This window comes from Pseudonocardia halophobica (assembly GCF_027922425.1).
GTDB lineage: Bacteria > Actinomycetota > Actinomycetes > Mycobacteriales > Pseudonocardiaceae > Pseudonocardia > Pseudonocardia halophobica.
On sequence record NZ_BSFQ01000002.1, the window covers coordinates 253,331 to 278,358 of the forward strand.

Consider the following 25,028-nt stretch of genomic DNA (forward strand, 5'->3'; position numbering starts at 1 on the left):
GGAATTCTGCTCGCGGAGACGGGAGGGATGGCGGTGCCCGAGGTCGTGTTCAGCGTGGATCAGTCGAAGTCGATGCGAGATCAGGCGGTACCTGGGCACAACCGCTGGCACCCGGACATCCCGGCGGCCGCGTCGGTCCGGCCGGGTGCGGAGTTTCGGGTCGAATGCCGGGAATGGACCGATGCGCAACTCGGCAACAACGACTCCTCGAACGACGTACGGGACGTCAACCTCGACGTTGCCCACATGCTCAGCGGGCCGGTCGAGATCCAGGGCGCCGAGCCCGGCGATCTGTGCCCCCAATCGGGTCGGAGGGGGCGAGCGCGCACGAGCTGCGCGTCAGTGAGAAGCGCGGCCGCCCGGCCCGGCACCGGCCGGAGCCGACGCCGCCGTGGGTACTGCATTGACCATCGAGAGTGAGAGGCGAACCGATGCTGCTCGCCGTGGTGTTGTTGTACGTCGGAGCCGTCCTCGCCGTGAACGGGATCTGGCTGATAGGCCAGGCGCGGGCGGCGGAGGACGTCGAGCGGGTACCGGCCCACGCGGCCGCCGCGGCCGGCGAGTCGGCGGACGTCCCGAGCTCGGTCGGCGGCCGGGGAGCCGAGCCGGCACCGGCGCGAGCAGAGCGCTCGCCGCTGTTCCTGCAGAACCGGGAAGTCGCGGTGATCAACATCTTCACCGGCTTCGTGGGCGTGGTGATCGCGCTGATCTTCCTGGTCCAGGGTGCGGTCGGCAACAACCTCGCCGCCGTGCGCGGCGGGGGATTGATCCTGCTGTTCGCCTTCACCTACCTCTGGGTGGCGTTCAACCAGTACCTCGATGCGGGCGGCCGCGCCTTCGGCTGGTACTGCCTGTTCGTCGCGATCACCGCGGTCCCGGCCGGGGTCTACACGCTGCAGAACGCGAACGGGAACACCGCCCTGATCTGGCTGGGGATCAACTGGTTCCTGTGGGCCATCCTGTGGGCGTTGTTCTGGGCGCTCCTCGCGCTCGAGCTGCCGATCGCCCGTCCCACCGGATGGCTCACCATCTTCGAGGGCGTCGGCACGGCATGGGCCCTGGGCTTCGCCGTGCTGATCGGGGTGTTCTCGTTCTAGCCGGACGTCGACCGGTCGGCACCGAGCAGGCCCGGCAGCGAGCAGTCCCCGGCACCGAGTAGGCCCGGCGCCGAGCAGGCCCGCTGCCGGGCGGCGGCGGCGGGGTTCCTGGCTCAGCTCCGGGGCGGCGCTGCGAGTTGGGCGATGACGTCGAACTCGAGCCCGTCCGCCCGTGCGAGGTAGACGCTCTGCAGCAGGTGGTTCCCCGTCATGCGCACCACCCCCCGAGGGCTCTCGTAGGCCAGCTCGTCCGCCGCCGCGCACAACCGATCCAGCTCGATGCTGCCGGCCCGCTCGGCGAGCCTCGCCATGAAGGTCAGCGCCTCGTAGCAGGACTCGCCCATCGAGTTCAGCGTCGGCGCGGTGTACCCGAACCGTTGGACATAGCGGCGGGAGAAGTCCAGGCCCGCCGCGGTCACCAGCGTCTCGAAGAACCCCGACGTGGCGTAGAGGCCGTGGGTGTTCTCCGCGCCGCTGGCCAGCAGCATGTTCTCCTCCATCAGCGGACTCAGGCGCACGCACCGCCGGTCGAGGTCGGCGGCGACGAAGGTGCGGTTGAACCGGACCGCGTCCGACCCGACGAGGAACATCAGCACACCGTGCGCCCCGCTGCGGCCCACTCGCCGCACGGCCGAGGAGAAGTCCTCCGTACCGAGCGGCACGAACACCTCGTCGAGGACCTGCACGAGCGGCGAGGACCGCGCGAACCGTCGCGCCACCCGCGCCGACGCCCGCGGCCAGACGTAGTCGTCACCGGCGATGCACCAGGTCCGCACGCCCAGCTCCCGCGCCATCCACTCCAGCGCCGGGAGCACCTGCCGGTCCGGGGTCTCTCCGGTGAGGAAGACGCCCTCCGTGCGCTCCCCGCCCTCGTACAGGGTGGAGTAGACGTACGGCACGCGGCCGGCGACCACGCGGTCGATGCACTGCCGCACCGCGGAGATGTGCCAACCGGCGACGGCCTGGACGGTTCCGGCACGGACCAGGTCCGCCACCTCGCGCGCCACCTGCGCCGGCGCCTGCCCGCCGTCGACGACGTGCAGCCGCAGCTCGCGGGCGAGCACTCCGTTCGCGGAGTTGATCTCGTCGACCGCGAGCTCGCCGCAGGCCTCGCAGGACGGCCCGAAGATGCCCGCAGGGCCGCTGAGCGGGATGACGAAGGCAACGTCCAGCGACTCCTGACGCCGATCCACCAGGGCGGTCGTGCCTCGCATGGGACCCCCTCCGCGACGTGCGGCACAGCCTCACCCGACACTTCGAATCGGTAGTGTTTACGATGACAGCGATTTCGTCACCCGTCGGAGAGGACTTCCCGTGGCCTCAACGTCCCTCGTGCCCCGAGGGGCGTCGTCGACGGCCCGGCCGACCCAGTCGCTGCACACGCTGCTCGCCCGGGTCACGCACCGGGTGGCGCGGCAGGTCGAGGCCACCCTGGCCGGCTGCGGGCTCGCCCTGGAGCAGTGGCGCGTCCTGGACCTGCTCGCCGACGGGCAGGGGCACTCCATGTCGGAGATCGCCGAGCATGCCATGGTGCCCGCCCCGACCCTGACGAAGATCGTCGATCGGCTCGTGGACAACGCTGTGGTCCACCGTCGGGTCGACGAACGGGACCGCCGCCGGGTTCTCGTCTTCACCACCGATCACGGCGCCGACCTGCACGCGCGCATCGCCCCGCAGATCAGCAGGGCGGAGGACGATGCGGTGGCGGAGCTGGAGCCTGACGACGCCGCGCAGCTCGTCCGGCTCCTCGCCCGGCTCGCTACATGAACGGCCGGGGCGCTCGCGAAGCAGCGCCCGCACCCATGGTCGAGAGCGCGGTGCTCGCCCTGCCCACCTGGGAGGCCGGCGACCGACCTCCTCACCCGCGCAGGAGCGAGACGCTCACGAGTTCTTCAGCGCTGCGCGGACGAGCCCACCGCCGACGATGAGGCGCTGGATCTCGCTGGTGCCCTCGTAGAGCCGCAGCAGCCGGACGTCGCGGTAGATGCGTTCGACAGGGATCTCGCGCATGTAGCCGGAGCCGCCGTGCACCTGCACGGCCAGGTCTGCGGCCTTGCCTGCCATCTCGGTGCAGAACAGCTTGGTGGCCGAGGGGGCGATCCGGCGGTCCTCGCCGGACACGTAGGCCCGGGCCGCGTCGCGGACCATGGCCCGGCCGGCGAGCACACCGGTCTGGATGTCGGCGAGCATGGCCTGGACCAGCTGGAACTCCCCGATCCGGGTGCCGCCCTGGGTGTTCTGGGTGGCGTGAGTGACGGACTCGTCCACGGCCCGCTGCGCGGTGCCGACGGCGAGCGCGGCGATGTGCACGCGACCTCGGGCCAGGGAGGTCATGGCGGCCTGGTAGCCGGTGGCCTCGTCCCCGCCGACCAGGGCGTCGGCGGGGACCCGGACGTCGGTGAAGGTGACGTCGGAGGTCGCGGCCGGGGCGGGCCTGCACTTCACGTCGGCCAGCGCCGTGGTGACCCTGCCGCTCGACGGCGTGCACATCGCCGAGGTCGCAGACCCGCTGCCGCCGGTCACGGTGTACCTGATCTGGCGCGAGGACGACGAGGCCCCCGCCCTGCACCGCGTGCTGGCGACGGCGGCGGAGGTCCTGCCGACGGCGGACCGGCGGGACCCGTGAACGGGCCCGCCGGTCCCCGGGTGCTCAGGCCTCCTGGCGCTCGAAGCCCTTGTAGCCGGCGTCGGCGACCTCGGCCAGCTGCCCGCGGTAGGCGCCGATACCGGCCATGTAGAACATGACGGCGTTGCGCTTGCCGGGGATGTTGGCCCCGAAGATCCACGAGTCGGCCTGCGGGAACAGGGTCATGTTCGCGATCTCCTCGCAGGTGGCGGTCCAGCCGTCCTCGGCCTCCTGCGTCGGCTCGACGGTCCGCACGCCGTCGCGCTCGGCGTCGGCGATGAGCGCGGCGATCCACTCGACCTGGGCCTCGATGCTCGGCGGCAGGTTGGTGAAGGGGCCGTTCGGGCCGAGGATCATGAACATGTTCGGGAAGCCCGCCTTCGACACACCCAGGTAGCTGGTCGGGCCCGCCTCCCAGTGCTCGTCGATGTGGCGACCGCCGCGTCCGCGCAGGTCCATGGCCCGGTAGTTGCCGTCGACGGCGTCGAAGCCGGTGGCGAACACCAGCACGTCCAGCTCGTGCTCGACCCCGTCGGCGGTGCGCACGCCGGCCGGGGTGATGTCCTGGATGGGGTTCTCCCTGATCGAGACCAGCTCGACGTCGTCCCGGTTGTAGGTCTCGTAGTAGCCCTCGTTGCACAGCGGCCGCTTGGCGTAGAGGTCGGTCGGGGTGAGCTTGCGGGCGGTCTCCGGGTCCTCGACGATCTCGGCGATCTTCGACCGGATGAACGCCGCGGCGGCGGCGTTGGCCTCGGGGTTCGTGGCGATGTCGCAGAACGTGCCGAACATGAACCGGAAGCCGTTGCCCTTGTCCCAGTTCTCCTGGAACACCCGGCGCCGCTCCTCCTCCGACACGCTCATGGTCTCCACGGTGCTCTCCTCGAACCCGAAGGCCACCACGGAGTTGCGGACCTGGTGCCAGATCTCGTCGAAGTTCTCCTTCGTGCGCGCGACCTCGGCCTGGTCGACGGGGCCGTTCCCGGAGGGGACGCAGTACTGCGGGGAGCGCTGGAAGACGGTGAGGTGCTCGGCCATCCGAGCGGCGGCGACGATGAACTGGGTGCCGGTGGAGCCGGTGCCGATCACCCCGACCCGCTTGCCGGTGATGTCGAGGTCCTCGGGCCAGGCGTTGGTGTGCACCAGCCGCCCGGCGAAGGAGTCCCGGCCGGGGATGTCGGGCATGTTGCTGCGCGCCAGCAGACCGAGGGCGTTGACGAGATAACGGCAGGTCAGCTGCGCGCCGTCGGCGGTGCGCACCGTCCAGAGTGCGGTGTCCTCGTCGAACGTCGCGGCGGTGACCTCGGTGTTCAGCGTGATGTCGCGACCGAGGTCGAACCGCTCGACGACGTGCTCGAGGTAGGCGAGCACGTCCGGCTGGTCGAGGTAGCGGGTCGACCAGTCCCACTCCTGCAGCAGGTCCCGGTCGAAGGAGTAGCGGTAGACGAAGCCCTCGGTGTCGGACTTGGCGCCGGGGTAGCGGTTGAAGTACCAGGTGCCGCCGACCCCGCCGCCCTTCTCGAACGCCTTGACGGTCAGGCCCAGTTCGTTGCGCAGCTTGTGCAGCATGTAGATGCCGCCGAACCCGGCGCCGATCACGACGGCGTCGACGTCCGGGGCGACATCCGGGGTGGGGGTGGTGGTGCTCATCGGAACTCCAGTGGTCTCGAGAGGCGGGCGGGTCAGGCCCGGAACCAGGCGGCGATGGCGGCGATCTCCGCGTCGGCCTCGGGTGCGTTGCCGGCCATGAAGGGGAAGACGTGCTGCATGTCGCCGACGACCGAGAGGGTCACGTCGACGCCCGCCGCGCGGGCCTGCTCGGCGAGCCGGGTGGCGTCGTCGAGCAGGGATTCGGCCGCGCCCGCGTTGATGTAGAGCGGCGGCAAGCCGGTGAGGTCGGCGTGGAGCGGGTTCGCCAGGGGGGTGCGCGGGTCGATCCGACCCCCGGCGAGGACCCCGGCGATCATGCCCTCCAGCAGCGGGACGGTGATCAGCGCGTCGGTGGCGTCGTTGGTCACCAGGGTCTCGCCGGAGTTCTCCATGTCCAGCCAGGGGGAGAACGCGATCACCCGGGTGGGCAGCGGCAGGCCCTGCTCGCGCAGGGCGAGCGGGATCGCCACGGCGAGGTTGCCGCCCGCCGAGTCGCCGATCGTCGTGATGTCGGTGATGCCGCGCTCGCGCAACGCGGTGAACGCCGCGACCCCGTCCTCGACCTGCGCCGGGTGGGGGTGTTCGGGGGCGCGGCGGTAGTCGAGGACGAAGGCGGTGACGCCGAGGGCCTTCGCGACGTGCGCGGCGAGCTTGCGGTGGCTGGCCGCCGACCCGACGGCGAAACCCCCGCCGTGGGTGTAGAGCAGCACCGTGGTCGTGTCCGCGCCGAGCGGCAGCGCCCAGATCCCGGGGACGCCACCGACGGTGTCCTCGCGGTAGGTGACGTCCTCGGGCTCGCGGGTGGCCTGGTGCCACTCGTCGAAGATGCTGCGGAACAACCGCGTCGTCAGACCCGGGGTGGTCGCGAGGATCTCGGCCCAGTCCGCGTAGAGCGCGCGCAGCCCATCGGACCGTGGGTCGCTCTGCACGGAGTCGGTGGTCAGGTCCGCCGCGGGCGCCGAGGGCGTCGTCGTCATCGTGTGTGTTCCTCCTCGAACCGGTTGTGACGTGGCCCTCACCTTCACCGGCGGCGGGCGGCTCGGCGTGTTCCGTTCTGGAACGGGTGGCGGTGTTCCAGAACGGAACACCCCGCGGGCGGCGCGGCAGGCCTAGCGTGCGGGGTCGGTGGTCGTCCCGGCCGCCGTCAGGCACAGTGAAGGGCAGTGGTGGCGCCGATGTGCCGGGCGCCGTCGTCGAGGGATCACGAGGCAACGATGCGTCGAGACCAGGTGCGTAACCCGCCGGCCACCCTGACGTCGGCCGAGCGTGAACGCATCCGCGCGACCCGCGAGTCCCTGCTCGACGGCGGGCTGCTCAGTGCCGCACCCGGGGCCGTCGGGGTGCCCCGGTACATCGAGAAGAGCTGGCGGCGCTGCATCGGGGAGAACGTCCCCGCCGCCGCCACCGACCTCGCCTACCGCGCCCCGGACGACGTCCACCCGATCCTGCGCCGCGCCGCCGGTCCGGTGCTCGAACGGCTGCAGGACAGCTTCGCCGACGTCCCGGTCGCGATGGTGCTCTCCGACGCCGCGGGCCGCATCGTCCTGCGCTGTGCCCCCCACCGCCGGCAACGGGACGTCATGGACAGGGCGAGTGCCGCGGAGGGCTTCGACTTCTCCGAGCACTCGATCGGCACCAACGGCATCGGCACCGTGCTCGTGGAGCGCCAGCCCGTGCTGGTCCGCGGGCCCGAGCACTACAACGCCCTGCTCGAGCAGCTGACCTGCGCGGGCACCCCGATCATCGAGCCGTACACGGGTGTCCTGGTCGGCAGCTTCTCCCTGGCCTGCACCCTGCGGGACGTGCACCCGCTCATGACGGTGATGGCCGGGGACATCGGCCGCCAGATCGAGGCCCGCATGGTCGACGAGGCGGGTGACCGCCATCGCGGGCTCGTCCACGCCTACCTGTCCCTCGACCGGACCTCGGGCCCCGCCCTGGTCGTCGACGAGAACACGGTGCTGGCCAACCGGCTGGGCCTCGCCCACACCGGGCCGGAGCTGCACGCCCTGCTGTGGCCGTACCTGAACGAGCACGCGCCGCCCCGCCCGGAGCGGATGCCCGTGCCCCTCGCCGACGGCCTGCGCGACGCCCTGGTCGAGCCGATCGGCGACGGGGCGCGGCGGGCGTTCAGCGTGCGCCCGCTCCCCACCGCCATGCGATCGCCGTCGGCCGCGCTCTCCGGCGGCGCCCGCTCGCGAGCCGACGCCGTACGCAGCGCCGAGGGGCCGGCGCGGGAGCCGGTGCACTTCGACCCGGCCGTCGAGCGCCAGATCGAGATCGCGGCGCTGCACGGCGAGACCATCGCGGTGACGGGCGCGGGTGGGACCGGCAAGCTGTCCACGGCGCTGCGGGCGCTGCGGGGGCGTGGGACCGGGGAGCCCCTGGTCGTCGAACCGGCTCTGCAGCCCACCTGGTTCGACACCGCCCGCTCGGCGGCCTCGGAGGGTCGCGGCGTGGTGGTCCGCAGGGTGCACACCGCACCCACGCCCACCACTGCTCAGCTCCAGGCGCTGATCGAGACCGGCGCCCCGATCGCGCTCACCGCCGAGCTCGACGGTGCCGATGACGCCGTGCTCGGGATGGTGCGCCGCGTCGCGACCACCGTGTGCCTTCCCCCGCTGGCGCAGAGTCGGGAGCACCTCCCGGCGTTGGTGCGCGAGATGCTGGCCGAGCTGCCCGAGACGGAGTCGGGCACCCGGCTCGCGCCGGCGGTGTGGGAGCGCCTGGCGGGCTGGCACTGGCCGGGGAACCTCGCCGAGCTCCGCACCACGGTGGTCCAGCTGGCCCGGCGGGCGGGCGGGGGCACCGTGGAGGTCGACGACCTGCCCGAGGAGCTCCGCACGGTCCGCCGCGCGCACGGGCTGATGGAGTCCGCCGAGCGGGACGCGGTCGCCGAGGCGCTGCGGGCGGCGGACGGCAACCGCAGCCGGGCCGCGCAGGCGCTGGGCATCGGCCGGAACACCCTCTACCGCAAGATGCGCGAGTTCGGACTGGGTTGACGCCCCAGCACCCGGTCCGGTCGGGCGGCCGGGCGCCGGCTCGTCAGGTCACCGGGTCCGTCGGCACGGAACAGCCTGACCACGGGATCCGGCCGAGCAACGGCTCCCGACAACCTCGTGGAGCACGAGGCCGCTACAGCGCGAGCCCGCCGTCGACGACGAGTTCGGCACCGGTCATGAAGGGACAGTCCCCGGAGGCGAGGAACAGCACTGCCCGGGCGATCTCCTCGGCAGTGCCGCGCCGGCCGAGCGGGGTGGCTGCGGTGACGGCGTCGATCTGCTCGCCGGGCATGACGTCGATCATCGTCGTGCTGATGAAGCCCGGGGCCACGGAGTTGACCCGGACACCGTGCGGGCCCAGCTCGACGGCAGCGCACTTGGTCATGCCCCGCACTGCCCACTTGGTGGTGGAATAGCCGATCTGGTCGGCGTAGCCGCGGTGCCCGCCGATCGACGACACGTTCACGATGGAGCCGGTGCCCGCCCGCTTCATCCCTCCGGCGACCGCCCGCATTCCGAGGAACACTCCGAGCTGGTTGACGCGGTAGTGCCTGTCGAAGTTCTCGACGCTGGTCTCGCTGATGTCGTGGCCGGGATCGAGGATGCCGGCGTTGTTGACGAGCAGGGTGATCTCGCCGAGCTCCTTCCGGATCCGGTCCAGGAGCTCGGCCCACGACTGCTCGGAGCTCACGTCGTGAGGCAGGTAGCGGTGTGGCTCGCCGAGCTCGTCGGCCAGGGCGCGACCGTGCTTTTCGGAGCCGCCGGCGATCACGACGGAAGCGCCGGCGCCGGCGAGCGCGGCGACGACGGCGGCGCCGATGCCGCGGCTTCCTCCGGTGACGACGGCGATCTCGCCCGTGAGGTCGGTCGCTCGGGCGGCTCCGAGGGCGGTGGTCTCGGTGGTCATGATCGTCCTTCCCAGGGTGTCAAGTCGTCGAGCCAGCTCGCGAGTGCGTCGGTGACCGCCTCCGGTTGTTCCTCGGTGACGAGGTGGCCGGCGTCGGCGACGGGGGCGAAGGTCGAGTTCGGTAGTCGCTCGTGGATCGCGTGGGCGTGGTCGATGGCGATCCCGTTGTCGCCCTCGCCGTGGAGGACCAGGGTCGGGATGGTGATGCCGGCCAGGTCGGGCAGCCGATCCGGTTTGTCGATCCACGAGCGGTACTCGCCGTACAGGGCTCGAGCGGGGCGGCGGCGCCACTTGGCGGTCCACCGCTGCGCCAGGTCGGGCTGCTCGGCGAGCGCCCGCTTGCCGAAGATCACCGGGCGGAACGCCTCGACGACGGACTCCGGGATCGTCCCGTCCGTGTCGAGGGGGTCGAGGAGGGCGCCGAAGGTGGCTCGCTCCTCGGCGGTGTAGGCGGCCGCCTGGGTGGCCATGAGGACGAGGCCGGCCAGCCGCTCGGGGTGGCGGAGCGCGAGCTCGACCGCCATGAACCCGCCGACGGACATGCCGAGCAGCACGAACCGCTCGACCCCGGCCGCGTCGGCCACGGCCAGGCAGTCGTCGACGAGGTCGTCGAGCGAGCGCTCGGTCCCGAATCTGCTGGTGCCGGCTCGGCTGGTGTAGGCGATGGTGCGGTACCGGTCCCTGAGCGCCGTGGTCTGGGGCGCGAACATCGTGCGGTCGAGCAGTGTGCCGTGGCTGAACAGCACCGCGGGTCCGGATCCCTCGTCGGCGACATCGGAGTCGGGTAGCGGATCGGGCGTGCTCATGTCGTCATCCCTTCTCGGTCACGGCGGCGGGCGCCGGCGTCCCGGCGACGTCGGGGGAGGCAGTCGCGGCCTCGTCGGCGAAGACCTGCTCCAGCGTCTTGCCGGTGACGCGCGGGCCGAGGGTCCGGATCACCAGGGCGCCGACGGCCAGCAGGACCCCCATCGCGACGAACACCCCGCCGAAGCCGACCGTGCCGAACGCGAAGCCGATCGCGACGGGCGCGGCCAACGCGCCGACGTTGCCTGCGGTGGAGACGAGCCCGGCTCCGGTGGCGCGAACCGCCGTCGGGTACACCTCGGAGGAGTAGGGGAAGAAGATTCCCGAGATACAGGTGATGCAGATCGACAGCGCCAGGCCGATGAACAGCAGCACCACGCTGTCGCGGGGGATCACGGCGAGCACGACGGAGGAGACGGTGGCGAACGAGAAGAACGTCACGAGGAGTGTGCGCCGCTCGAACCGGTCGCTGACGGCGAGGGCGATCAGGTATCCGATCGGCTGAGCGACGAAGAGCAGGAAGCTGTAGAGCGAGGCGAGCCCGGGTGCGACGCCGATCTCCAGGAACAGCGACGGCATCCAGGTGAAGAAACCGAAGAAGGCGAACAGGAACACGAACGACGAGATCCAGGTGGCGGTGGTGACCCGGGCCAGACCGTTGCGCCACACCGCCGACGGCGAGCTGGACACATGCGGGGTCGGCGGGACGACCGCCGTGGCGGGCACCGGCGGGAGCGGTCGGCCGGTCGCGGCGACGACCCGGGCCTCCAGCCGCGTGACGACGGCGTCGGCCTCGGCGGCCCGGCCTCGGCTGAGCAGCCAGCGGGGCGACTCCGGCAGCGAGCGCCGCCACCACAGCAGTACCAGGACCGGCAGGCCGCAGAGGACCGAGGCGATCCGCCAACCGTTGTCCAGAGGCACCACGAACGAGCCGAGCAGCGCCGCGACGACGTTGCCCAGGGAGAAGAAGAAGGTGACGCCGCTGACGAAGCGGCCGCGGTTGCGTCCGGTGGCGAACTCGGAGATGTAGGGCGAGACGATGGCGGCCTCGGCGCCGGCGCCGAGCCCGGCGACGATCCGGGCGATGATGACGAAGGTCAGCCCGTCGGCGAAGGCGATGGAGACGGACGCGGCGCAGAACAGCAGCAGGGCGTGGAGCATCACGCTCTTGCGTCCCAACCGGTCTCCGAAGAGACCGGCTGCGACCGCGCCGACGATCATGCCGACCGGCGCGGCCCCGCCGATCAGGCCGATCTCGCCGTTGGACAGGCCGAACTCCGCCTTGAGGTAGGGGAGCATGAAGCCGATGATCACGATGTCGAGCGCCTGGAAGAGGTGCCCGAGTCCGCCGGCGAGCAGGATTCCGTACTGCGGGCGCGCCATCGGGAGGCGTTCGAGCCGGGCGAGGATCTGCGGATCGGGCCGGGAGGTGGGCGGGGGAGTGGCGGCGACCATGTCGACCTCCATCGGTCGAGGGTGGACGTGCGGGACGGACCGGCGTGGGCGGGCTCGGGTGTCTCAGGTGGTGCCGGAGACCCGGGCGGGGTGGGTGTCGTCGGCGAGCGATCGGCCCGCCGTCTCCGGCAGCACCTTCGCCAGGGCGAGACCGATCACGAGAGCGATCGAAGCCAGGTAGAGGGCGGGCGCGAGCGGGCTGCCGGTACCTGCGGCGAGCGCCGCGGCGACCAGGGGGGCGGTGCCGGCGATGGGGCCGGCGCCGAGGCTGAACGCGACCGCGGCACCGCTGGATCGGGTGCGGGCCGGGAACAGCTCGACCAGCACGATCGACGACATCACGTTCAGCCCGGCCTGCGGAACGGCGAACAGGCACATGCCGAGGAACGCGGCCCAGGGTGAACCCGATCCGACGAGCAGCAGGACCGGCACTGCGAGCACGGCGTGCGCGAGCGCGGCGCCGACGTAGACCGGCCTGCGGCCGATGCGGTCCGACAACCGCCCCGCGAGCGGGCAGAGCACGACGTAGACCAGCAGTGCCGCCGAGCTGACGAGCAGAGCGGTCCGCCGGGAGCCGCCGACCGACATCGCGTTGGCGAAGTAGGTCGCGAGGTAGTAGAAGCCGACGCCGGTGACCGCCGCGCAGGCGAAGGCGATGAGCAGGGTCCGCCGTTCGCTGCGCAGGGTGTCGCGCAACGGGCTGCTGGAGACGCCGTCCTCGGCCTGCAACTGCTGGTAGACCGGGGTCTCCTCGAGCCGCAGCCGCAGGTAGAGCCCGGTGAGCCCGAGCGGTGCGGCCAGCAGGAAGGGCAGTCGCCAGCCCCAGGACTGCATCTGCGCCGGATCGACCGTCGACTCCAGGAGCAGCACGAGCACCGTGCCGGCCACGATGGCCAGACCGCCGGAGGCGGAGATCAGCGCGGCACGCGCGCCGCGCCGGTCGGGCGGGGCGTACTCCGCGAGGAAGGCCGAGGCGCCCGTCCACTCGCCGCCCGCGGACAGGCCCTGCACGCAGCGGAGCAGGACGAGCAGCAGGGGCGCCCAGAACCCGATCGTGGCGTAGGACGGGAGGACGGCGATGAGGGTCGTGGCCACGCTGATGCCGAGGACGGCGGCGGACAGCGCGACCCTGCGGCCGTACCGGTCGCCGACCGAGCCGAGCAGTGCGCCGCCGAGCGGGCGGAACACGTAGGCGACGCCGAACACCGCCAGCGAGGCGAGCAGCGAGACGACCGAGTCGGTGGCGGGGAAGAAGACCCGGCCGAGGGTGACGGCGACCGCGCCGTAGACGGCGAAGTCGAACCATTCGGTGAAGTTCCCGATCAGCGTCGCGGTCACGACCCTGCGAGGCATGGCGGAACTCATGGCGAGGCTCCCCGATGGTGTGGGGGGCACGGCCCGGTGGAAGGAGTGGAGGCGGGCCGACGACGACGTTGCTCATCCAGTGGTGCATGCGCGGGCCTGGGACCAGAGCAGGTGCGCGGGCCCGTCCTCACTTCGAGTAGTCGATGATGCCGCGGATGATCTTTCCGTCGCGGAGGTCCTGGTAGCCGTCGTTGATCTCGTCGAGGGTGTAGCGGCGGGTGATCAGCTCGTCGAGCTTGAGCTGCCCGGCGTCGTAGAGGCGCAGCATCCGGACGATGTCGTACTGGGGGTTCGACGAGCCGAAGAGCGTGCCCTTGATCGTCTTCTGGTTGAAGACCATGTCCGAGCCCGAGACGTGCACAGTGAGGTTGGCGGGGTTCGCGACGCCGGTGACGACGACGGTGCTGCCCTTGCCGATGACGGTGAACGCGTCCGTGATGACCTCCTCGGTCATCACACCGACGACGCAGATGGCCTGGTCCGCGCCCTCGCCCCAGGTGAGCTCCTCGACCGCCTCCGCGGCCTCCCCGGCGGTGGCGAAGACATGGGTGGCGCCGAACTCCTGAGCGGCTTCGCGCTTGAACGCGACCGGGTCGACGCAGATCACGTACTTCGCGCCGGCGTGTGCGGCGCCCTGGACGGCGTTCATGCCGACCCCGCCGAGGCCGTAGATCACGACGGTGTCGCCGGGCTTCACCCCGCCGGCGTTGACCGCGCTGCCCCAGCCGGTGGGGACCCCGCAACCGACCAGGACGGCCTTGTCCAGCGGGAGCCAGTCGTCGACCTTCACACAGGAGAGCTCCGAGACGGTGGCGTACTCGGAGAAGGCACCGAGCATGCAGAAGGCGCCGATGTCGCCGAGCTCGGCGTCGTGCATACGGAAGGTGCCGTCGGGCATGGAGCCCTCGAGGATGGTGGCACCCTGGTTGCACAGGTTCTGGCGGCCGGTGGAGCAGTAGCGGCAGATCCCGCAGGAGGGGATGAAGCTGCACACCACGTGATCGCCGGGCTGCATCTTGGTCACGCCTGGGCCGACCTGCTCGACGACGCCTGCCGCCTCGTGGCCGCCGACGATCGGGAAGCGGACGACGTTGTCGCCGTCGACCATGTGCAGGTCGGAGTGGCAGAGGCCGGCCGCGGTCATCTTGAGCAGGACCTCGCCCGCCCGCGGCTCGTCGAGCTCGATCTCGCGGACGTCGAAGGGGGTGTGGTAGCCGGTCAGGACGGCGGCGCGTGTCTTCACGATGGGTCTCCTCCGGTAGGGGTGATCGGTGGTGGTCAGCCGTGGAAGGTCCAGACGGACTTGGTCTCGAGGTAGCCCTCGAGGCTGTCGGGTCCGAGGTCGCGGCCGTAGCCGGACTGTCGGTAGCCGCCGAACGGGGCCGCCGGGTCGGTGAGTCCCCAGCCGTTGACGTAGACCGTCCCGGCACGCAGCGCCCTGGTGGCGCGGTGCGCGAGGCTCACGTCGCGCGTCCAGATGCCCGCGGCGAGGCCGTACTCGCTGTCGTCGGCGCGGCGCAGCACCTCGTCGGTGTCGTCGAAGGGCAGCACGGTCAGCACCGGGCCGAAGATCTCCTCCGTGGCGCAGGCCATGTCGTCCCGGGCGTCGGAGATGATCGTGGCCGGGTGGAAGAACCCGTCCGCGGACACGTCCGGCCCGACGTGGACGCTGGCGCCCTGCTCGACCGCGAGGCTCACGTGCTGCCCGACCTTCGCCTTCTGCGAGGCGTTGACCAGCGGGCCGAGCTCGGTGCCTTCGTCCAGGCCGTGTCCCGGCCGCAGACCGTCGGCGATCCCGTGCAGCCGCTCCACGACCTGGTCGTGCACGGAGCGGTGGACGTACAGCCGCGAGGGGGCGCTGCAGGTCTGGCCGGAGTGCCAGAAGAGGCCACCGGCTGAGCCCGCCACGGCCGCGTCGAGGTCCGCGTCGGCGAAGATGATGTTCGCGCTCTTCCCGCCGAGCTCCAGCGTCACCCGCTTGACCTGGTCCGCCGCCCGGCGGGCGATCTCCTTCCCCACGGCGGTCGAACCGGTGAAAGTGATCTTGTCGACGCCGGGGTGGTCGACCAGGGCCTGGCCCGCCTCCTGTCCGCGGCCGGGCACGACGTTGAGGACTCCCGCGGGCAGACCGGCCTCAACGGCCAGCTCGGCCAGCCAGAGCGCGGAGTGCGGGGTCTCCTCCGAGGGCTTCAGCACGATGGTGCAGCCGGCGGCCAGGGCGGGCGCGAGCTTCCAGCCGCACAGCAGCAGCGGGAAGTTCCAGGCGGTGATCGCGCCGACCACGCCGACGGGGTCCTTCTCGGTGGCGATGTGGACACCCGGGTGGGAGGTCGGCACCGTCGAGCCGACGATCTTGGTGGGCCAGCCGGCGAAGTAGTGGAAGCTGCGGGCGGCGAAGTCGACGTCGATGCCGCGGGCGGCGGCGCGGACCTTGCCCGCGTCGAGCACCTCGAGCTCGGCGAACTCGTCGGCGTGATCGAGGATGGCGTCGCCGATGCGGTGCAGGACCTTGCCGCGCTCGATCGGCGTCAGGGTCCGCCATTCCGACGCCGGGTCGAACGCCCGGCGCGCGGCCCGGACCGCACGGTCGACGTCCGCCGCGTCGCCGCAGGCGGCGGTGCCGATGCGGTGGCCGTCCGCAGGGTCGAGCACGGGGAGGGTCTGTCCGCTCAGGGCGGGCAGGGCCTGCCCGTCGATGAACACGTGGGGCGGTAGAGCCAGCCTCGTGGCCACGGCGGGGGAGAGGGCGCGTGTGTCAGTGCTCAGGGTCATCAGCGACTCCTTCTCGATATTTGATACAATTGCACACTGTGTCAGCGAGTACAACCGTCGACTTGTCGATACTCCGCTGAGCTGCAGGTTCACCCCCCGGCCGCAGGCCAGGGTCCGGGTAGCGGGTGCCGTGGACCACCATGGCACCTTGCGCAGGTTGTATCAAGGATCTAACGTCGATTGCAGAGATGGGAGCTCACTGCTCCCGCCGAACAGTCCCCTGGAGGCGTCGATGCCCCCCACGAACACCTCGGATGCTTCGGCTCCTGTACGGACCCGGCCCTTCCGCGAGGGCCTGGTGTCGCTCGAGCCGCCGCGTCTGCTCGGATCCCGCTGTGGTGCGTGTGCCACGGCGACCTTCCCGCCCCGCGAGTTCTGTCCGGCCTGCCGCGCGGTGGAGGGGCTGGAGAAGACCGAGCTCGACCGCCGCGGGCGGATCCACTCGTTCACCGTCGTCCGGCAGGCCCCGCCCGGGGTCGCGGTGCCCTATGTCCTGGCCTGGGTGGACCTGCCCGCCGACCAGGTGCGGTTGATGTCCACCGTGGTGGGTGCGGAGCCGGAGGCGGTCGAGCTCGGCCTGCCGGTGGAGCTCGAGCTCACCCCGTTCGCCACCGGCGAGGACGGCGCCGAGCTGCTGGGCTTCCGCTTCCGCGTGATCGATGGGGAGGAGAACGCATGAGCCTCGCTCCCGCCCATGTCGCTGGCGCCGGGATGGTCCGGTTCGGCAAGTACCCGGCCGACGTCACGCTCGAGCGCATGGCGGCCGGGGCGGCCCGCGCCGCCCTGGCCGACGCCGGAGCCGACCTCGGACAGGTCGACGGGCTCTACGTCGGCCATGTGTTCGGCGGCCCGGTGGCCGGGCAACGGGTCGCGGCGCAGGTCGGGCTGGACGGCAGGCCGGTGTCCAACCACGAGAACTACTGCGCCAGCGGCGCCACCGCGGTCCGCGAGGCCTGGGTCGCCCTGGCCGCCGGGCTGCACGACGTCGTCCTGGTGATCGGCGTGGAGAAGATGACCGACCGGATCTCCGGCGGGGTCCGCCCGGACCCCGGTGACCTCGACGCCGCCGTCGGCTATGTCATGGCCGCGGGACACGCGATGAGTGCCCGCCGCTACATGGCCGACCACGGGGCCACCCGGGAGCAGATCGCCGCAGTGGCCGTGAAGAACCACGCGCACTCGGTGCACAACCCGTTCGCGCAGTACCGGAAGCCGATCTCCCTGGAGCAGGTCCTCGGGGCGCGGCAGATCGCCGAGCCGCTCGGGCTGCTGGACTGCAGCCCGATCTCGGACGGCGCCGCGGCGGTCGTGCTGTGCAGCCCCGCGGGCCTGCGCCGGCTGGGGCTCTCCGGCCCGGTTCCCCGCGTGCTGGGGGTGGGGCTGGTCAGCGGGGCCGTGCAGACCGGACTCGGTGATCTCAATGCCGAGGACGTCTCACGGCGGGCCGGCGAGGAGGCGTGGAAGCTGTCCGGGGTCGGCCCGGACGAGATCGACCTCGTCGAGATGCACGACTGCTTCACCATCGCCGAGGTCGTCCGCATGGAGGGCCTCGGCCTGGTTCCGCATGGACGGGGCGCGGCGTGGGCGGCCGACGGGCACACCGCCCTCGGTGGACGGCTGCCGGTCAATCCCTCCGGGGGCCTGCTCTCGCGCGGCCACCCCGTCGGCGCCACCGGGGCCGCGCAGGTCTGCGAGCTGACCTGGCAGCTGCGGGGCACCGCGGGTGGCAGGCAGGTCGACGGTGCCCGCACCGCCCTGGCCTACTGCAAGGGCGGCACCGTCAACGGCACCGACGGCGGCTCGGTCACCACGGTGGTGATGGCGCGATGACGACCTCCACCCTCCGGCCGGTGCACGTGGTGGGAGGCGGTGAGCTCGGTCCGCTGGTCGAGCGGGCGCTGGAGACCGTGGACGCCGTGGCCCCGTCCGCGTGCGTCGTCGCGCCCGTGCCCCGGCGTGCCCCGCTGGCCGACCTGACGGACGCCCGGCTCGCCGACGAGGTCGCGGGCTCGCTCGAGGCGGTGCTCGCCGCGGTCCGGGGCGAGCTCACCCACCTCGGGTCCGGCGCCCAACGCGGGTCCGGCGCCCACCGCGGGTCCGGCGGCCGCCTCGTGTTCGTGCTGCCCGCCGAGCCGCTCATGGCGGTCGGTGGCGGGACCGCGCCCTCCGCGGTGACCAACGGCGTGCTCTCCATGGCCCGCACGCTGTCCATCGAGCTCGCCCGAGACGCGGTCACCGTCAACGTCCTGGCCGTCGCGGCCGAGGAGTCGAGCGGCGGCACCGACCCCACTGCGTCGCTGACCGCCCAGCTGGCGGCCCTGCTCGGGCCGGGCGGCGAGCGGATCACCGGGCAGGAGATCTACCTGACCGCCGGCTCCGACTTGGGAAGGCTGCGCCCATGACCGCCCTCACCGGCAGGATCGCCCTGGTCACCGGGGGCGCAGGCGGCATCGGGCGCAGCATCTGCGGCGCGCTCGCGGCCCGTGGCGCCACGGTCGTGGTCGCCGACCTCGACGGGGAGGCGACGGCCGCTGCGGCCGCCGCGATCGACATCGAGCACCCGGGCCGAGCGCACCCGCTGGTCCTGGACGTGACCGATCCCGCGTCCCGGACTGCGGCGATCGGGTTCGGCGCCGACCTCGGCGGGGTGGACGTGCTGGTCAACTGCGCCGGCGTGCTGCGTGACGCGCGGATCGGGCGGCTCGAGCCCGCCCTGTTCCGGCGACTGTTGGAAATCAACCTGCTCGGTCCGCTGGCCCTGACCCGCCTCGTCGCGCCCGGGATGGCCGCGCGGGGCGGGGGAGCGGTCGTGAACCTGGCCTCGCGCGCGTGGCTCGGCACGTTCGGGTCCACGGCCTACTCCACGGCGAAGGGCGGGCTCGTCGGCGCGACGCGGTCGCTCGCCCTCGAGCTCGGCCCCGCCGGGATCACCGTCAACGCCGTGGCCCCCGGGTTCGTCGAGACCCCGATGACCGACGGGCTGCCCCCGGACATCCGCGGCCGCACCCTGGCGGCCATCCCGGTCGGTCGGGGCGGCCGTCCCGACGACGTCGCCGGCGCCGTCGCCTACCTCGCCGAGGCCCCCTACGTCACCGGGCAGGTCCTCGTCGTGTGCGGCGGGCGCAGCATCGGCGACCCCTACGCCGCATGAGGAGACCCACCGTGCCCGACGCCGCACCGCAGCCCACCGAGGGGCCCCTGACCGGGATCAAGGTCGTCGAGTTCGCCGGGCTCGGGCCCGGCCCGTTCGCCGCGATGCTGCTCGCCGACGGCGGCGCGGACGTCCTGCGCATCGACCGCCCCACCGGCCCCGTCGACGGCGGCGCGCTCACCCGCGGCCGCCCCTGGATCGGACTCGACCTCAAGGACCCCGCCGACCTCGACACCGCCCGTGCGCTGGTCAGCTGCGCCGACGTGCTCGTCGAGGGATTCCGGCCCGGGGTCATGGAACGCCTCGGGCTCGGCCCCGACGACTGCCGGGCGGACAACCCCGGCCTGGTCTACGGCCGGATGACCGGCTGGGGGCAGGACGGGCCGCGTGCCCGCCAGGCCGGTCACGACATCAACTACCTGGCGCTGACCGGGGCGCTGCGCTCGATCGCGCGCCGCGGCGAGGGCCCGGTCCCGCCGCTGAACCTGGTCGGCGACTACGGCGGCGGCGGGATGATGCTGGCCTTCGGCATCGTCACCGCCCTGCTCGAGCGGCACCGCAGCGGGCGCGGGCAGGTCGTCGACGCGGCCATGGTCGACGGCGTGAGTCTGCTGATGACCGGGGTCTGGAGCCGTGCCGCGCAGGGCCGCTGGTCGCACGAGCCGGGAACCAACGACATCGACACGGGTGCGCCGTTCTACGACGTCTACGCCACCGCCGACGGCGAGTACATGGCTGTCGGCAGCATCGAGCCGCAGTTCTGGGCCCGGCTGCTGCAGGGCCTGGGGCTCGACCCCGACACCCTGCCCGCCCAGTGGGACCGCGAGGCGTGGCCGCAGATGAAGGAGGTCGTCGCCGACGCGTTCGCCACCCGCACCCGCGCGGAGTGGACCGAGGTCTTCGCCGACCTCGATGCGTGCGTCACCCCGGTCCTGTCCCTGGCCGAGGCCCCGGTCGACGCCCATCTCCGTGCTCGTCGGACCCTCGTGCAGCGGCCGGACGGGCCGCAGCCGGCCGCGGCACCGCGTCTCGATCGCACCCCACTACGGGCCAGGGAGGCCGGAACGGTGGAGAAGGCCCTCGGTCGCTGGGGCGTGTCACTCACAGCAGGTGCGCGGTGACCGCGGCGCAGTCCATCCCGCTGGGTCGGGTGATAGTTTATCCAGGGCTGAACGGGCGATCGGGGGGAGCCGGCGTGGCTGGACGAGCACGCGCTGCCGCTCGCCCCCGCCTGCAGCGCCGGGCGATGAGCGTCGAGGTGGCCGAGCACATCCGCTCGATGATCTTCGATGGACGTCTGAAGGCCGAGCAGCGCGTCCCGCAGGACGCCATCGCCGAGGAGCTCGGCGTGAGCCGCCTACCGGTGCGCGAAGCGCTGATCACCCTCGAGGCCGACGGTCTGGTCGCCTCCGAGCCGCATCGCGGCACGTTCGTCGTACCCATCCGCGCCGAGGACATCACCGACCACTACCGCCTCTACGGCATGGCCCAAGGGCTCGCCGCGGCCGGGGCGGTCCGGCGGATGACGGAGCCGGTGCTGACCAGGTTGGAAGAGCTGCATGCGCAGATGTGCGCCAGTGAGGATCCGGACCTGCTGCACGACCTGAACTGGGAGTTCCACTCCCTGATCAACAGAACGGGCGCGAGCCGCCGGACCCTGTCGGTGCTGCGACACCTGTCGCACAACCTGCCGCGCGAGGTCTACAGCCTGCCGGCCGCCGCGAGCCCGCAGGCCAACCGTGGGCACGCGCGCATCATCGCCGCGCTGCGCGCCGGCAACGAGGCCGAGGCCGATCTGGCCAACCGCGAGCACGTCCAGCAGGAGGGCGACCAGGTCGTCGCGGCGCTCAAGCGCGACGGCATCCTCGCCGACTGACGGCCAACCCGCCGGACCACGCCGCTCCTGAGGCGCTCGCTGTATCAAAGATCCGAACAAGGGAGGTTCGGGACATGACCACTCCCGTTGCGGTGGTCGGCGTCGGCACCACCGACTTCGGCGCCCTCGGACGCACCGCCGACGACCTGGCCGGTGAGGCGTTGCGTGTCGCCCTGGACGACGCCGGTCTGGCCGGCCTCGATGTCGACGGGCTGCTGACCCACCGCGTGGACAGCTACGAAGGCCTCGCGGCCGAGCACGGGCTCGACCCGCGCTGGACCGTCGCTCTGCCGCCGGAAGGGCGCATGACCGGCCCGGCGCTCCAGCTGGCGGCCGCCGCGCTGCGCGAAGGCCTGTGCCATACGGTGGTCCTGGTCTACGGCAACGACGGCCGCACCCGTGGCGCCACCTACGGCGCCGGCAACTCGGGCTCGACCGCCGCCGGCGAGGGGTACGGCACCACCCCCGCGCTGACCGCGCCGCACGGGATGACCTCGCCGGGGGCGTTCTCGGCGCTGATGCTGCAGCGTCATCGCCACCTGTACGGCACCACCGAGGAACAGCTCGGCGCCGTCGCCACCACCTTCCGCGCGCACGCCGCCCTCAATCCGCAGGCCCTGCGCCGCGACCCGCTGACGCTGGAGGACTACCTCGCCTCCCGCTACGTCGTCGCTCCTCTGCACGTGTTCGACTACTGCCAGATCAACGACGGTGGCGTCGCGCTCGTGCTCACCACGCTCGAGCGGGCCCGCGACCAGCGCCGCGCCCCGGTACACGTGCTCGGCGCCGCCCAACGCGCCCGGCTGACCGGGTCCGACCTGCCGCCGGACGACTTCTGGGCCGACGCCCTGACCGAGGTCGGGGAGGCGGTGCTGCGGTCGGGCGGGCGGAGCCGCGGGGACGTCGACGCGCTCATGGTCTACGACAACTTCAGTCCGAACGTGCTGTTCACTCTCGAGGGCCTCGGCTGGTGCAAGGTCGGCGAGTCGGGGGAGTGGGTTGCCGAGGGGCGGATCGCCCTGGGCGGTCGGCTTCCCTGCAACACGTCCGGCGGTCAGCTCTCCGAGGGCTACCTGCAGGGTTGGGGCCTCGTCGTGGAGGCGGTGCGTCAGCTCCGCGGCGAGTGCGGGGCGCGTCAGGTGCCCGGGGCTCGCACGGTCCAGTACGCCTGCGCCGCCCCGATCGTGTCCTCGGTGCTGTTCGGGCGGGAAGCCTGATGGACGTCCGACCTCACGTCGACGGGCTGCGCGCCGGCCTGCTGCGGGTGGCCCGCTGCGGGGCCTGCGGGACGGCCGCCTTCCCGCCGCCCCGGGTCTGCCCGCGCTGCGGCGCCCGCGACACCGTCGAATGGTTCACCGCGTCAGGCCGCGGCACCGTCTGGAGCGCGGTGGTCTTCCACAAGACCTACCTGGCCGAGCACCCCGCGCCCTACCCGGTCGCGGTGGTCGAGCTCGCGGAGGGACCTCGACTCGTCACCACCCTCGCCGGCCTGCTCGCCGACGACCTCCGGGACATCCGGATCGGGCAGGCCGTGACCGCGGAGATCGACGCGAACCGCGAGCCGCCGCGTGTCGTGTTCCGCCCTGACCCAGAAGGAGAAGCGCCATGAGCGCCCCGACCGGCATTCCCCTGCGCGCGGCGTCCGACACCGGGCCGGCCGCCCTCACCGTTCCCGAGGTCCTGGACGATCTCGCCGCGCGTCGTCCCGGTGCCGAGGCCGTCGTCGGGCCGGAGGGGCGGGTCACCTACGCCGAGCTCGCCGACCGCACCCGCCGCCTCGCCGCGTTCCTCGCCGACGCCGGCCTGCGCCGTGGTGACCGGATCGGGATCCTGCTGCCCAACGGCGTCCGCTGGATCACCGCCGCCCTCGCCGCGCACCGCGCCGGACTCACGGTCGTCCCGATCAACACCTGGTACCGCGCCGCCGAGCTCGACCACGTCCTGGGCAGCGCCGAGGTGCGCCTGGTCATCACCGACACCACGATCTTCGGCCGCGACACCCTCGGCGAGCTCACCGCGGCCGGCTTCGGGCGGCCCTTCGCCGACACCGACCCCTCGCCGACCGACGGCTACCGGGGCGCGCTGGTCTGGCCGGTCGAGGTCGAGCTGCCCGGGCAGGCCGAGCCCCGGCCTCTCGACCCGCCCGCCCCGACCGACCTGGCCCTGCTGCTCTTCACCAGCGGCAGCACCGCCCGCCCCAAACCCGTGCCGCTGGAGCACGGCAAACTCCTGCGTAACGGCTACGAGATCGGGCGCCGCCAGCACCTCGTCGCAGGCGACCGGCTCTGGATCGCGGCCCCCTTCTTCTTCGGCTACGGCTGCTCCAACGCCCTGCCCGTCGCCCTCGCCCACGGCGTCACGCTGTGCCTGGAGGAGCGCGTCGACGGCGACCGCTCGCTGGAGTTCCTCGCCCGCGAGCGCTGCACCGTCTACTACGGACTGGCGCCCACCACGCGCAACCTGCTCGCTGCTCCGTCCTTCGGCCGCCACGACATCTCCTCGCTGCGGACCGGCACCACCGGCTTCACCGCCGAGGACAAGCGCCTGGTGGTCGAGGAACTCGGGGTGACCGAGATCTGCAGCATGTACGGGCTCACCGAGGGCTACGGGCACTCCACGGTCTCCGACGCCCACGATCCGCTCGAGGTGCGACTGCACACCTCCGGGACTGTTGTGCCCACCCAGGAGATCCGTATCACCGGCCCCGACGGCAACGGTCTCACCACGGGGGAGACCGGCGAGATCGAGCTGCGCGGCTGCGTGATCGAGGCCTACCTCGGCGGGGCCGAGCTCAACGAGGGCGTGTTCCGGCCCGGCGGCTGGTTCCGCACCGGCGACCTCGGCTTCCTCGACGACGCCCGGCGACTGCACGTCGTCGGGCGCAGCAAGGAGATGCTCAAGGTCAAGGGCATCAACATCGCACCCCTCGAGGTCGAGGAACTCCTCTGCAGTCACCCCGACGTGGACCAGGCCTACGTCGTCGGCCTGCCCTCGGCCGACGGCGACGAGATCATGGTCGCCGCCGTGGTGGCCCGCCTCGGACACGATCCCGCACCGGACCTTGCGGCCGCGCTCGTCGCTGACGTCGGGGCCCGAGCGGCCGGTTACAAGGTCCCGAGCCGGATCGAGGTGTTCACCCAGGACCAGCTGCCTCTCACCGACACGGGCAAGGTCAGCAAACGGGCTCTGCGTGACGTCCTCGCCGGGGGTGTGGCATGAACATGCGCACCCTCGCCACCGGGATCGGCTTCACCGAAGGGCCGCTGTGGACGACCGACGGCCGGCTGCTCGTGGTCGCCATGTCCCGCGGGCTCGTCGTCGAGATCGACCTCGACGGCGGTGTCCTCGCCTCGATCGAGGTCGGCGGTGGACCCAACGGACTCGCCGAAGGCCACGGCGGCGCGATCTGGATCGCGCAGAACGGCGCCGCCCTGCGCCCCAGTCGATCCGCCCGGCCCACCCCCGCAGGACTGCAGCGCCTCAACACCGACCAGGTCACCGACGTCCCCGTGCCGGGAGCGCTGGCGCCGAACGACCTCGCCGCCGGGCCCGACGGGCGCATCTGGTTCACCGACCCCGGCCTGCCCGGCAGCACCGGCGACGGTCGGCTCTGCGCCCACGACCCGGTCACCGGGACGACCTCGGTCCTCCTCGACGGCCTCGCCTTCCCCAACGGGCTCGCATTCGGACCGGAGGGGGACATCCTGTACCTCGCGCACACCGACGACGGCGTCATCACGCAACATCGGTGGACCGGCGACCGGCTCGTCCCCATCGGGACTCCCCGTGCGCTTGCCGCGGGTGGCCCGGACGGGCTTGCCCTCGACGCCCACGGCCGGCTCTACGCCGCCGCCCCCGACGCAGAGGCGATCTTCGTCTTCGAGCCCGACGGCCGGCCGGCGGGCGAGATCCGATTCCCCGAGCCCACCTTCCCGACCAACCTCTGTTTCGCCGGCCCGGGGCTCGACGTCCTCGTGGTCACAGGCGCCAAGGGCGGGCGGGTGCTGCTCGTCGAGCTGCCGGGCCGGGCCCGCGGCCTCGCCCTTCGGGCGGGAGCGGCGTGACAGCGGGCTCGTCGACCGGCGACCTCCCCGACCTGCTCACCGAGCTGCGCGGTCTCGTCGCTGCGCGCCCCACCGGATCGCGACTACCGGCGGAACGTGATCTGGCCGTCCGGCTCGGGGTCGGACGGGCGGTCGTCCGCCGTGCCCTGCGCGAGCTGGTCCACTCGGGGACGATCCGGACCCGCGCCCAGTCCGGCAGCTACGTGTGCTGACCGAGGGAATGCGCGCGAGGTAGGTTCGAGATCGGCGACCCGGCCGACTG

25 protein-coding genes and 1 pseudogene are annotated in these 25,028 nt (G+C 72.5%); 16 read left to right on the forward strand and 10 right to left on the reverse strand.

What is annotated here, in order from left to right:
- Positions 1 to 33: 33 nt before the first annotated feature.
- Together PKE99_RS03560 and PKE99_RS03565 are read left to right on the forward strand one after the other, a co-directional pair.
- Positions 34 to 294: pseudogene (locus tag PKE99_RS03560) on the forward strand (acetamidase/formamidase family protein); the annotation flags it as partial.
- 137 nt (positions 295 to 431) lie between these two features.
- On the forward strand, positions 432 to 1,097 hold the full coding sequence (locus tag PKE99_RS03565; RefSeq protein WP_037039842.1) for an AmiS/UreI family transporter: 666 nt from the start codon (positions 432 to 434) through the stop codon (positions 1,095 to 1,097).
- A 113-nt stretch (positions 1,098 to 1,210) separates the two neighbouring features.
- Here PKE99_RS03565 and PKE99_RS03570 read toward each other — a convergent pair whose 3' ends face one another.
- Positions 1,211 to 2,311 (reverse strand): substrate-binding domain-containing protein, encoded by a 1,101-nt coding sequence (locus PKE99_RS03570; protein ID WP_051736656.1) that lies wholly within the window; start codon positions 2,309 to 2,311, stop codon positions 1,211 to 1,213.
- 100 nt (positions 2,312 to 2,411) lie between these two features.
- Here PKE99_RS03570 and PKE99_RS03575 point away from each other — a divergent pair, with 100 nt between their 5' ends.
- A complete protein-coding gene (locus tag PKE99_RS03575) occupies positions 2,412 to 2,864 on the forward strand; it encodes a MarR family winged helix-turn-helix transcriptional regulator (protein ID WP_197040417.1) in 453 nt (150 codons plus the stop codon).
- A 114-nt stretch (positions 2,865 to 2,978) separates the two neighbouring features.
- On the opposite strand, the gene PKE99_RS03580 is transcribed toward PKE99_RS03575, so the two are convergent.
- Positions 2,979 to 3,542, reverse strand: a complete 564-nt coding sequence (locus PKE99_RS03580; RefSeq protein WP_231498018.1) for an acyl-CoA dehydrogenase family protein — start codon at positions 3,540 to 3,542, stop codon at positions 2,979 to 2,981.
- On the opposite strand from PKE99_RS03580, the gene PKE99_RS03585 reads away from it, so the two are divergent.
- Positions 3,502 to 3,723 carry a type 2 periplasmic-binding domain-containing protein gene (locus tag PKE99_RS03585; protein ID WP_197040418.1) on the forward strand — a complete coding sequence of 74 codons (222 nt, stop codon included), beginning with the start codon at positions 3,502 to 3,504 and terminating at the stop codon, positions 3,721 to 3,723. The genes PKE99_RS03580 and PKE99_RS03585 overlap by 41 nt on opposite strands.
- 24 nt (positions 3,724 to 3,747) lie before the next feature.
- On the opposite strand, the gene PKE99_RS03590 is transcribed toward PKE99_RS03585, so the two are convergent.
- Both PKE99_RS03590 and PKE99_RS03595 read right to left on the reverse strand, forming a co-directional pair.
- Positions 3,748 to 5,370 carry a flavin-containing monooxygenase gene (locus PKE99_RS03590; RefSeq protein WP_051736657.1) on the reverse strand — a complete coding sequence of 541 codons (1,623 nt, stop codon included), beginning with the start codon at positions 5,368 to 5,370 and terminating at the stop codon, positions 3,748 to 3,750.
- Positions 5,371 to 5,402: 32 nt separating this feature from the next.
- Positions 5,403 to 6,347, reverse strand: coding sequence for an alpha/beta hydrolase (locus PKE99_RS03595; RefSeq protein WP_081923686.1), 945 nt, complete (start codon positions 6,345 to 6,347; stop codon positions 5,403 to 5,405).
- A gap of 237 nt (positions 6,348 to 6,584) precedes the next feature.
- On the opposite strand from PKE99_RS03595, the gene PKE99_RS03600 reads away from it, so the two are divergent.
- Positions 6,585 to 8,372: a sigma-54-dependent Fis family transcriptional regulator gene (locus PKE99_RS03600; RefSeq protein ID WP_037039844.1), complete on the forward strand. Its 1,788-nt coding sequence runs from the start codon at positions 6,585 to 6,587 to the stop codon at positions 8,370 to 8,372.
- A 133-nt stretch (positions 8,373 to 8,505) separates the two neighbouring features.
- Here PKE99_RS03600 and PKE99_RS03605 read toward each other — a convergent pair whose 3' ends face one another.
- The 6 genes from PKE99_RS03605 to PKE99_RS03630 form a co-directional block, all read right to left on the reverse strand.
- The gene (locus tag PKE99_RS03605; protein WP_051736658.1) at positions 8,506 to 9,279 is read right to left on the reverse strand and encodes an SDR family NAD(P)-dependent oxidoreductase; all 774 of its coding nucleotides are present in this window, start codon (positions 9,277 to 9,279) and stop codon (positions 8,506 to 8,508) included.
- Entirely contained in the window at positions 9,276 to 10,085 is an 810-nt protein-coding gene (locus tag PKE99_RS03610; RefSeq protein ID WP_037039852.1) for an alpha/beta fold hydrolase, read from the reverse strand. Before PKE99_RS03610 ends, PKE99_RS03605 begins: the two co-directional genes overlap by 4 nt.
- A gap of 4 nt (positions 10,086 to 10,089) precedes the next feature.
- Positions 10,090 to 11,550 carry an MFS transporter gene (locus PKE99_RS03615; RefSeq protein ID WP_051736659.1) on the reverse strand — a complete coding sequence of 487 codons (1,461 nt, stop codon included), beginning with the start codon at positions 11,548 to 11,550 and terminating at the stop codon, positions 10,090 to 10,092.
- A 51-nt stretch (positions 11,551 to 11,601) separates the two neighbouring features.
- The gene (locus PKE99_RS03620; RefSeq protein ID WP_051736660.1) at positions 11,602 to 12,891 is read right to left on the reverse strand and encodes an MFS transporter; all 1,290 of its coding nucleotides are present in this window, start codon (positions 12,889 to 12,891) and stop codon (positions 11,602 to 11,604) included.
- A 139-nt stretch (positions 12,892 to 13,030) separates the two neighbouring features.
- Positions 13,031 to 14,146 (reverse strand): NDMA-dependent alcohol dehydrogenase, encoded by a 1,116-nt coding sequence (locus PKE99_RS03625; protein WP_037039854.1) that lies wholly within the window; start codon positions 14,144 to 14,146, stop codon positions 13,031 to 13,033.
- A 35-nt stretch (positions 14,147 to 14,181) separates the two neighbouring features.
- On the reverse strand, positions 14,182 to 15,675 hold the full coding sequence (locus PKE99_RS03630) for an aldehyde dehydrogenase family protein (RefSeq protein ID WP_037039855.1): 1,494 nt from the start codon (positions 15,673 to 15,675) through the stop codon (positions 14,182 to 14,184).
- 232 nt (positions 15,676 to 15,907) lie between these two features.
- Here PKE99_RS03630 and PKE99_RS03635 point away from each other — a divergent pair, with 232 nt between their 5' ends.
- The 11 genes from PKE99_RS03635 (at position 15,908) to PKE99_RS03685 (ending at position 24,978) form a co-directional block, all read left to right on the forward strand.
- Positions 15,908 to 16,354, forward strand: coding sequence for a Zn-ribbon domain-containing OB-fold protein (locus PKE99_RS03635; RefSeq protein WP_197040419.1), 447 nt, complete (start codon positions 15,908 to 15,910; stop codon positions 16,352 to 16,354).
- Positions 16,351 to 17,505 (forward strand): thiolase family protein, encoded by a 1,155-nt coding sequence (locus tag PKE99_RS03640; protein WP_037039857.1) that lies wholly within the window; start codon positions 16,351 to 16,353, stop codon positions 17,503 to 17,505. The genes PKE99_RS03635 and PKE99_RS03640 overlap by 4 nt, the downstream gene beginning before the upstream one ends.
- Entirely contained in the window at positions 17,502 to 18,077 is a 576-nt protein-coding gene (locus tag PKE99_RS03645; RefSeq protein ID WP_037039859.1) for an SDR family NAD(P)-dependent oxidoreductase, read from the forward strand. The genes PKE99_RS03640 and PKE99_RS03645 overlap by 4 nt, the downstream gene beginning before the upstream one ends.
- Positions 18,074 to 18,826, forward strand: coding sequence for an SDR family NAD(P)-dependent oxidoreductase (locus tag PKE99_RS03650; RefSeq protein ID WP_037039860.1), 753 nt, complete (start codon positions 18,074 to 18,076; stop codon positions 18,824 to 18,826). Before PKE99_RS03645 ends, PKE99_RS03650 begins: the two co-directional genes overlap by 4 nt.
- 11 nt (positions 18,827 to 18,837) lie before the next feature.
- Positions 18,838 to 19,947 carry a CaiB/BaiF CoA transferase family protein gene (locus PKE99_RS03655; protein WP_037039861.1) on the forward strand — a complete coding sequence of 370 codons (1,110 nt, stop codon included), beginning with the start codon at positions 18,838 to 18,840 and terminating at the stop codon, positions 19,945 to 19,947.
- A gap of 125 nt (positions 19,948 to 20,072) precedes the next feature.
- Positions 20,073 to 20,702 carry a GntR family transcriptional regulator gene (locus PKE99_RS03660; RefSeq protein ID WP_037039863.1) on the forward strand — a complete coding sequence of 210 codons (630 nt, stop codon included), beginning with the start codon at positions 20,073 to 20,075 and terminating at the stop codon, positions 20,700 to 20,702.
- A gap of 74 nt (positions 20,703 to 20,776) precedes the next feature.
- The gene (locus tag PKE99_RS03665; protein WP_037039864.1) at positions 20,777 to 21,919 is read left to right on the forward strand and encodes a thiolase family protein; all 1,143 of its coding nucleotides are present in this window, start codon (positions 20,777 to 20,779) and stop codon (positions 21,917 to 21,919) included.
- Positions 21,919 to 22,311, forward strand: coding sequence for a Zn-ribbon domain-containing OB-fold protein (locus PKE99_RS03670; RefSeq protein WP_051736663.1), 393 nt, complete (start codon positions 21,919 to 21,921; stop codon positions 22,309 to 22,311). Before PKE99_RS03665 ends, PKE99_RS03670 begins: the two co-directional genes overlap by 1 nt.
- Positions 22,308 to 23,921, forward strand: a complete 1,614-nt coding sequence (locus tag PKE99_RS03675) for a class I adenylate-forming enzyme family protein (protein WP_037039866.1) — start codon at positions 22,308 to 22,310, stop codon at positions 23,919 to 23,921. Before PKE99_RS03670 ends, PKE99_RS03675 begins: the two co-directional genes overlap by 4 nt.
- Entirely contained in the window at positions 23,918 to 24,766 is an 849-nt protein-coding gene (locus PKE99_RS03680) for an SMP-30/gluconolactonase/LRE family protein (protein WP_081923687.1), read from the forward strand. The genes PKE99_RS03675 and PKE99_RS03680 overlap by 4 nt, the downstream gene beginning before the upstream one ends.
- Positions 24,763 to 24,978, forward strand: a complete 216-nt coding sequence (locus PKE99_RS03685) for a GntR family transcriptional regulator (RefSeq protein ID WP_037039867.1) — start codon at positions 24,763 to 24,765, stop codon at positions 24,976 to 24,978. Before PKE99_RS03680 ends, PKE99_RS03685 begins: the two co-directional genes overlap by 4 nt.
- Positions 24,979 to 25,028 lie beyond the last annotated feature (50 nt).

Bases quoted from the DNA above. Each gene is read 5' to 3' on its own strand.
- PKE99_RS03665 (WP_037039864.1), top strand. From the start codon at position 20,777: ATGACCACTCCCGTTGCGGTGGTCGGCGTCGGCACCACCGACTTCGGC.
- PKE99_RS03605 (WP_051736658.1), bottom strand. From the start codon at position 9,279: ATGACCACCGAGACCACCGCCCTCGGAGCCGCCCGAGCGACCGACCTC.
- PKE99_RS03565 (WP_037039842.1), top strand. From the start codon at position 432: ATGCTGCTCGCCGTGGTGTTGTTGTACGTCGGAGCCGTCCTCGCCGTG.
- PKE99_RS03630 (WP_037039855.1), bottom strand. From the start codon at position 15,675: ATGACCCTGAGCACTGACACACGCGCCCTCTCCCCCGCCGTGGCCACG.
- PKE99_RS03670 (WP_051736663.1), top strand. From the start codon at position 21,919: ATGGACGTCCGACCTCACGTCGACGGGCTGCGCGCCGGCCTGCTGCGG.
- PKE99_RS03675 (WP_037039866.1), top strand. From the start codon at position 22,308: ATGAGCGCCCCGACCGGCATTCCCCTGCGCGCGGCGTCCGACACCGGG.
- PKE99_RS03600 (WP_037039844.1), top strand. From the start codon at position 6,585: ATGCGTCGAGACCAGGTGCGTAACCCGCCGGCCACCCTGACGTCGGCC.
- PKE99_RS03660 (WP_037039863.1), top strand. From the start codon at position 20,073: ATGAGCGTCGAGGTGGCCGAGCACATCCGCTCGATGATCTTCGATGGA.
- PKE99_RS03640 (WP_037039857.1), top strand. From the start codon at position 16,351: ATGAGCCTCGCTCCCGCCCATGTCGCTGGCGCCGGGATGGTCCGGTTC.
- PKE99_RS03615 (WP_051736659.1), bottom strand. From the start codon at position 11,550: ATGGAGGTCGACATGGTCGCCGCCACTCCCCCGCCCACCTCCCGGCCC.
- PKE99_RS03590 (WP_051736657.1), bottom strand. From the start codon at position 5,370: ATGAGCACCACCACCCCCACCCCGGATGTCGCCCCGGACGTCGACGCC.
- PKE99_RS03650 (WP_037039860.1), top strand. From the start codon at position 18,074: ATGACCGCCCTCACCGGCAGGATCGCCCTGGTCACCGGGGGCGCAGGC.
- PKE99_RS03570 (WP_051736656.1), bottom strand. From the start codon at position 2,311: ATGCGAGGCACGACCGCCCTGGTGGATCGGCGTCAGGAGTCGCTGGAC.
- PKE99_RS03645 (WP_037039859.1), top strand. From the start codon at position 17,502: ATGACGACCTCCACCCTCCGGCCGGTGCACGTGGTGGGAGGCGGTGAG.
- PKE99_RS03635 (WP_197040419.1), top strand. From the start codon at position 15,908: ATGCCCCCCACGAACACCTCGGATGCTTCGGCTCCTGTACGGACCCGG.
- PKE99_RS03680 (WP_081923687.1), top strand. From the start codon at position 23,918: ATGAACATGCGCACCCTCGCCACCGGGATCGGCTTCACCGAAGGGCCG.
- PKE99_RS03620 (WP_051736660.1), bottom strand. From the start codon at position 12,891: ATGCCTCGCAGGGTCGTGACCGCGACGCTGATCGGGAACTTCACCGAA.
- PKE99_RS03610 (WP_037039852.1), bottom strand. From the start codon at position 10,085: ATGAGCACGCCCGATCCGCTACCCGACTCCGATGTCGCCGACGAGGGA.
- PKE99_RS03595 (WP_081923686.1), bottom strand. From the start codon at position 6,347: ATGACGACGACGCCCTCGGCGCCCGCGGCGGACCTGACCACCGACTCC.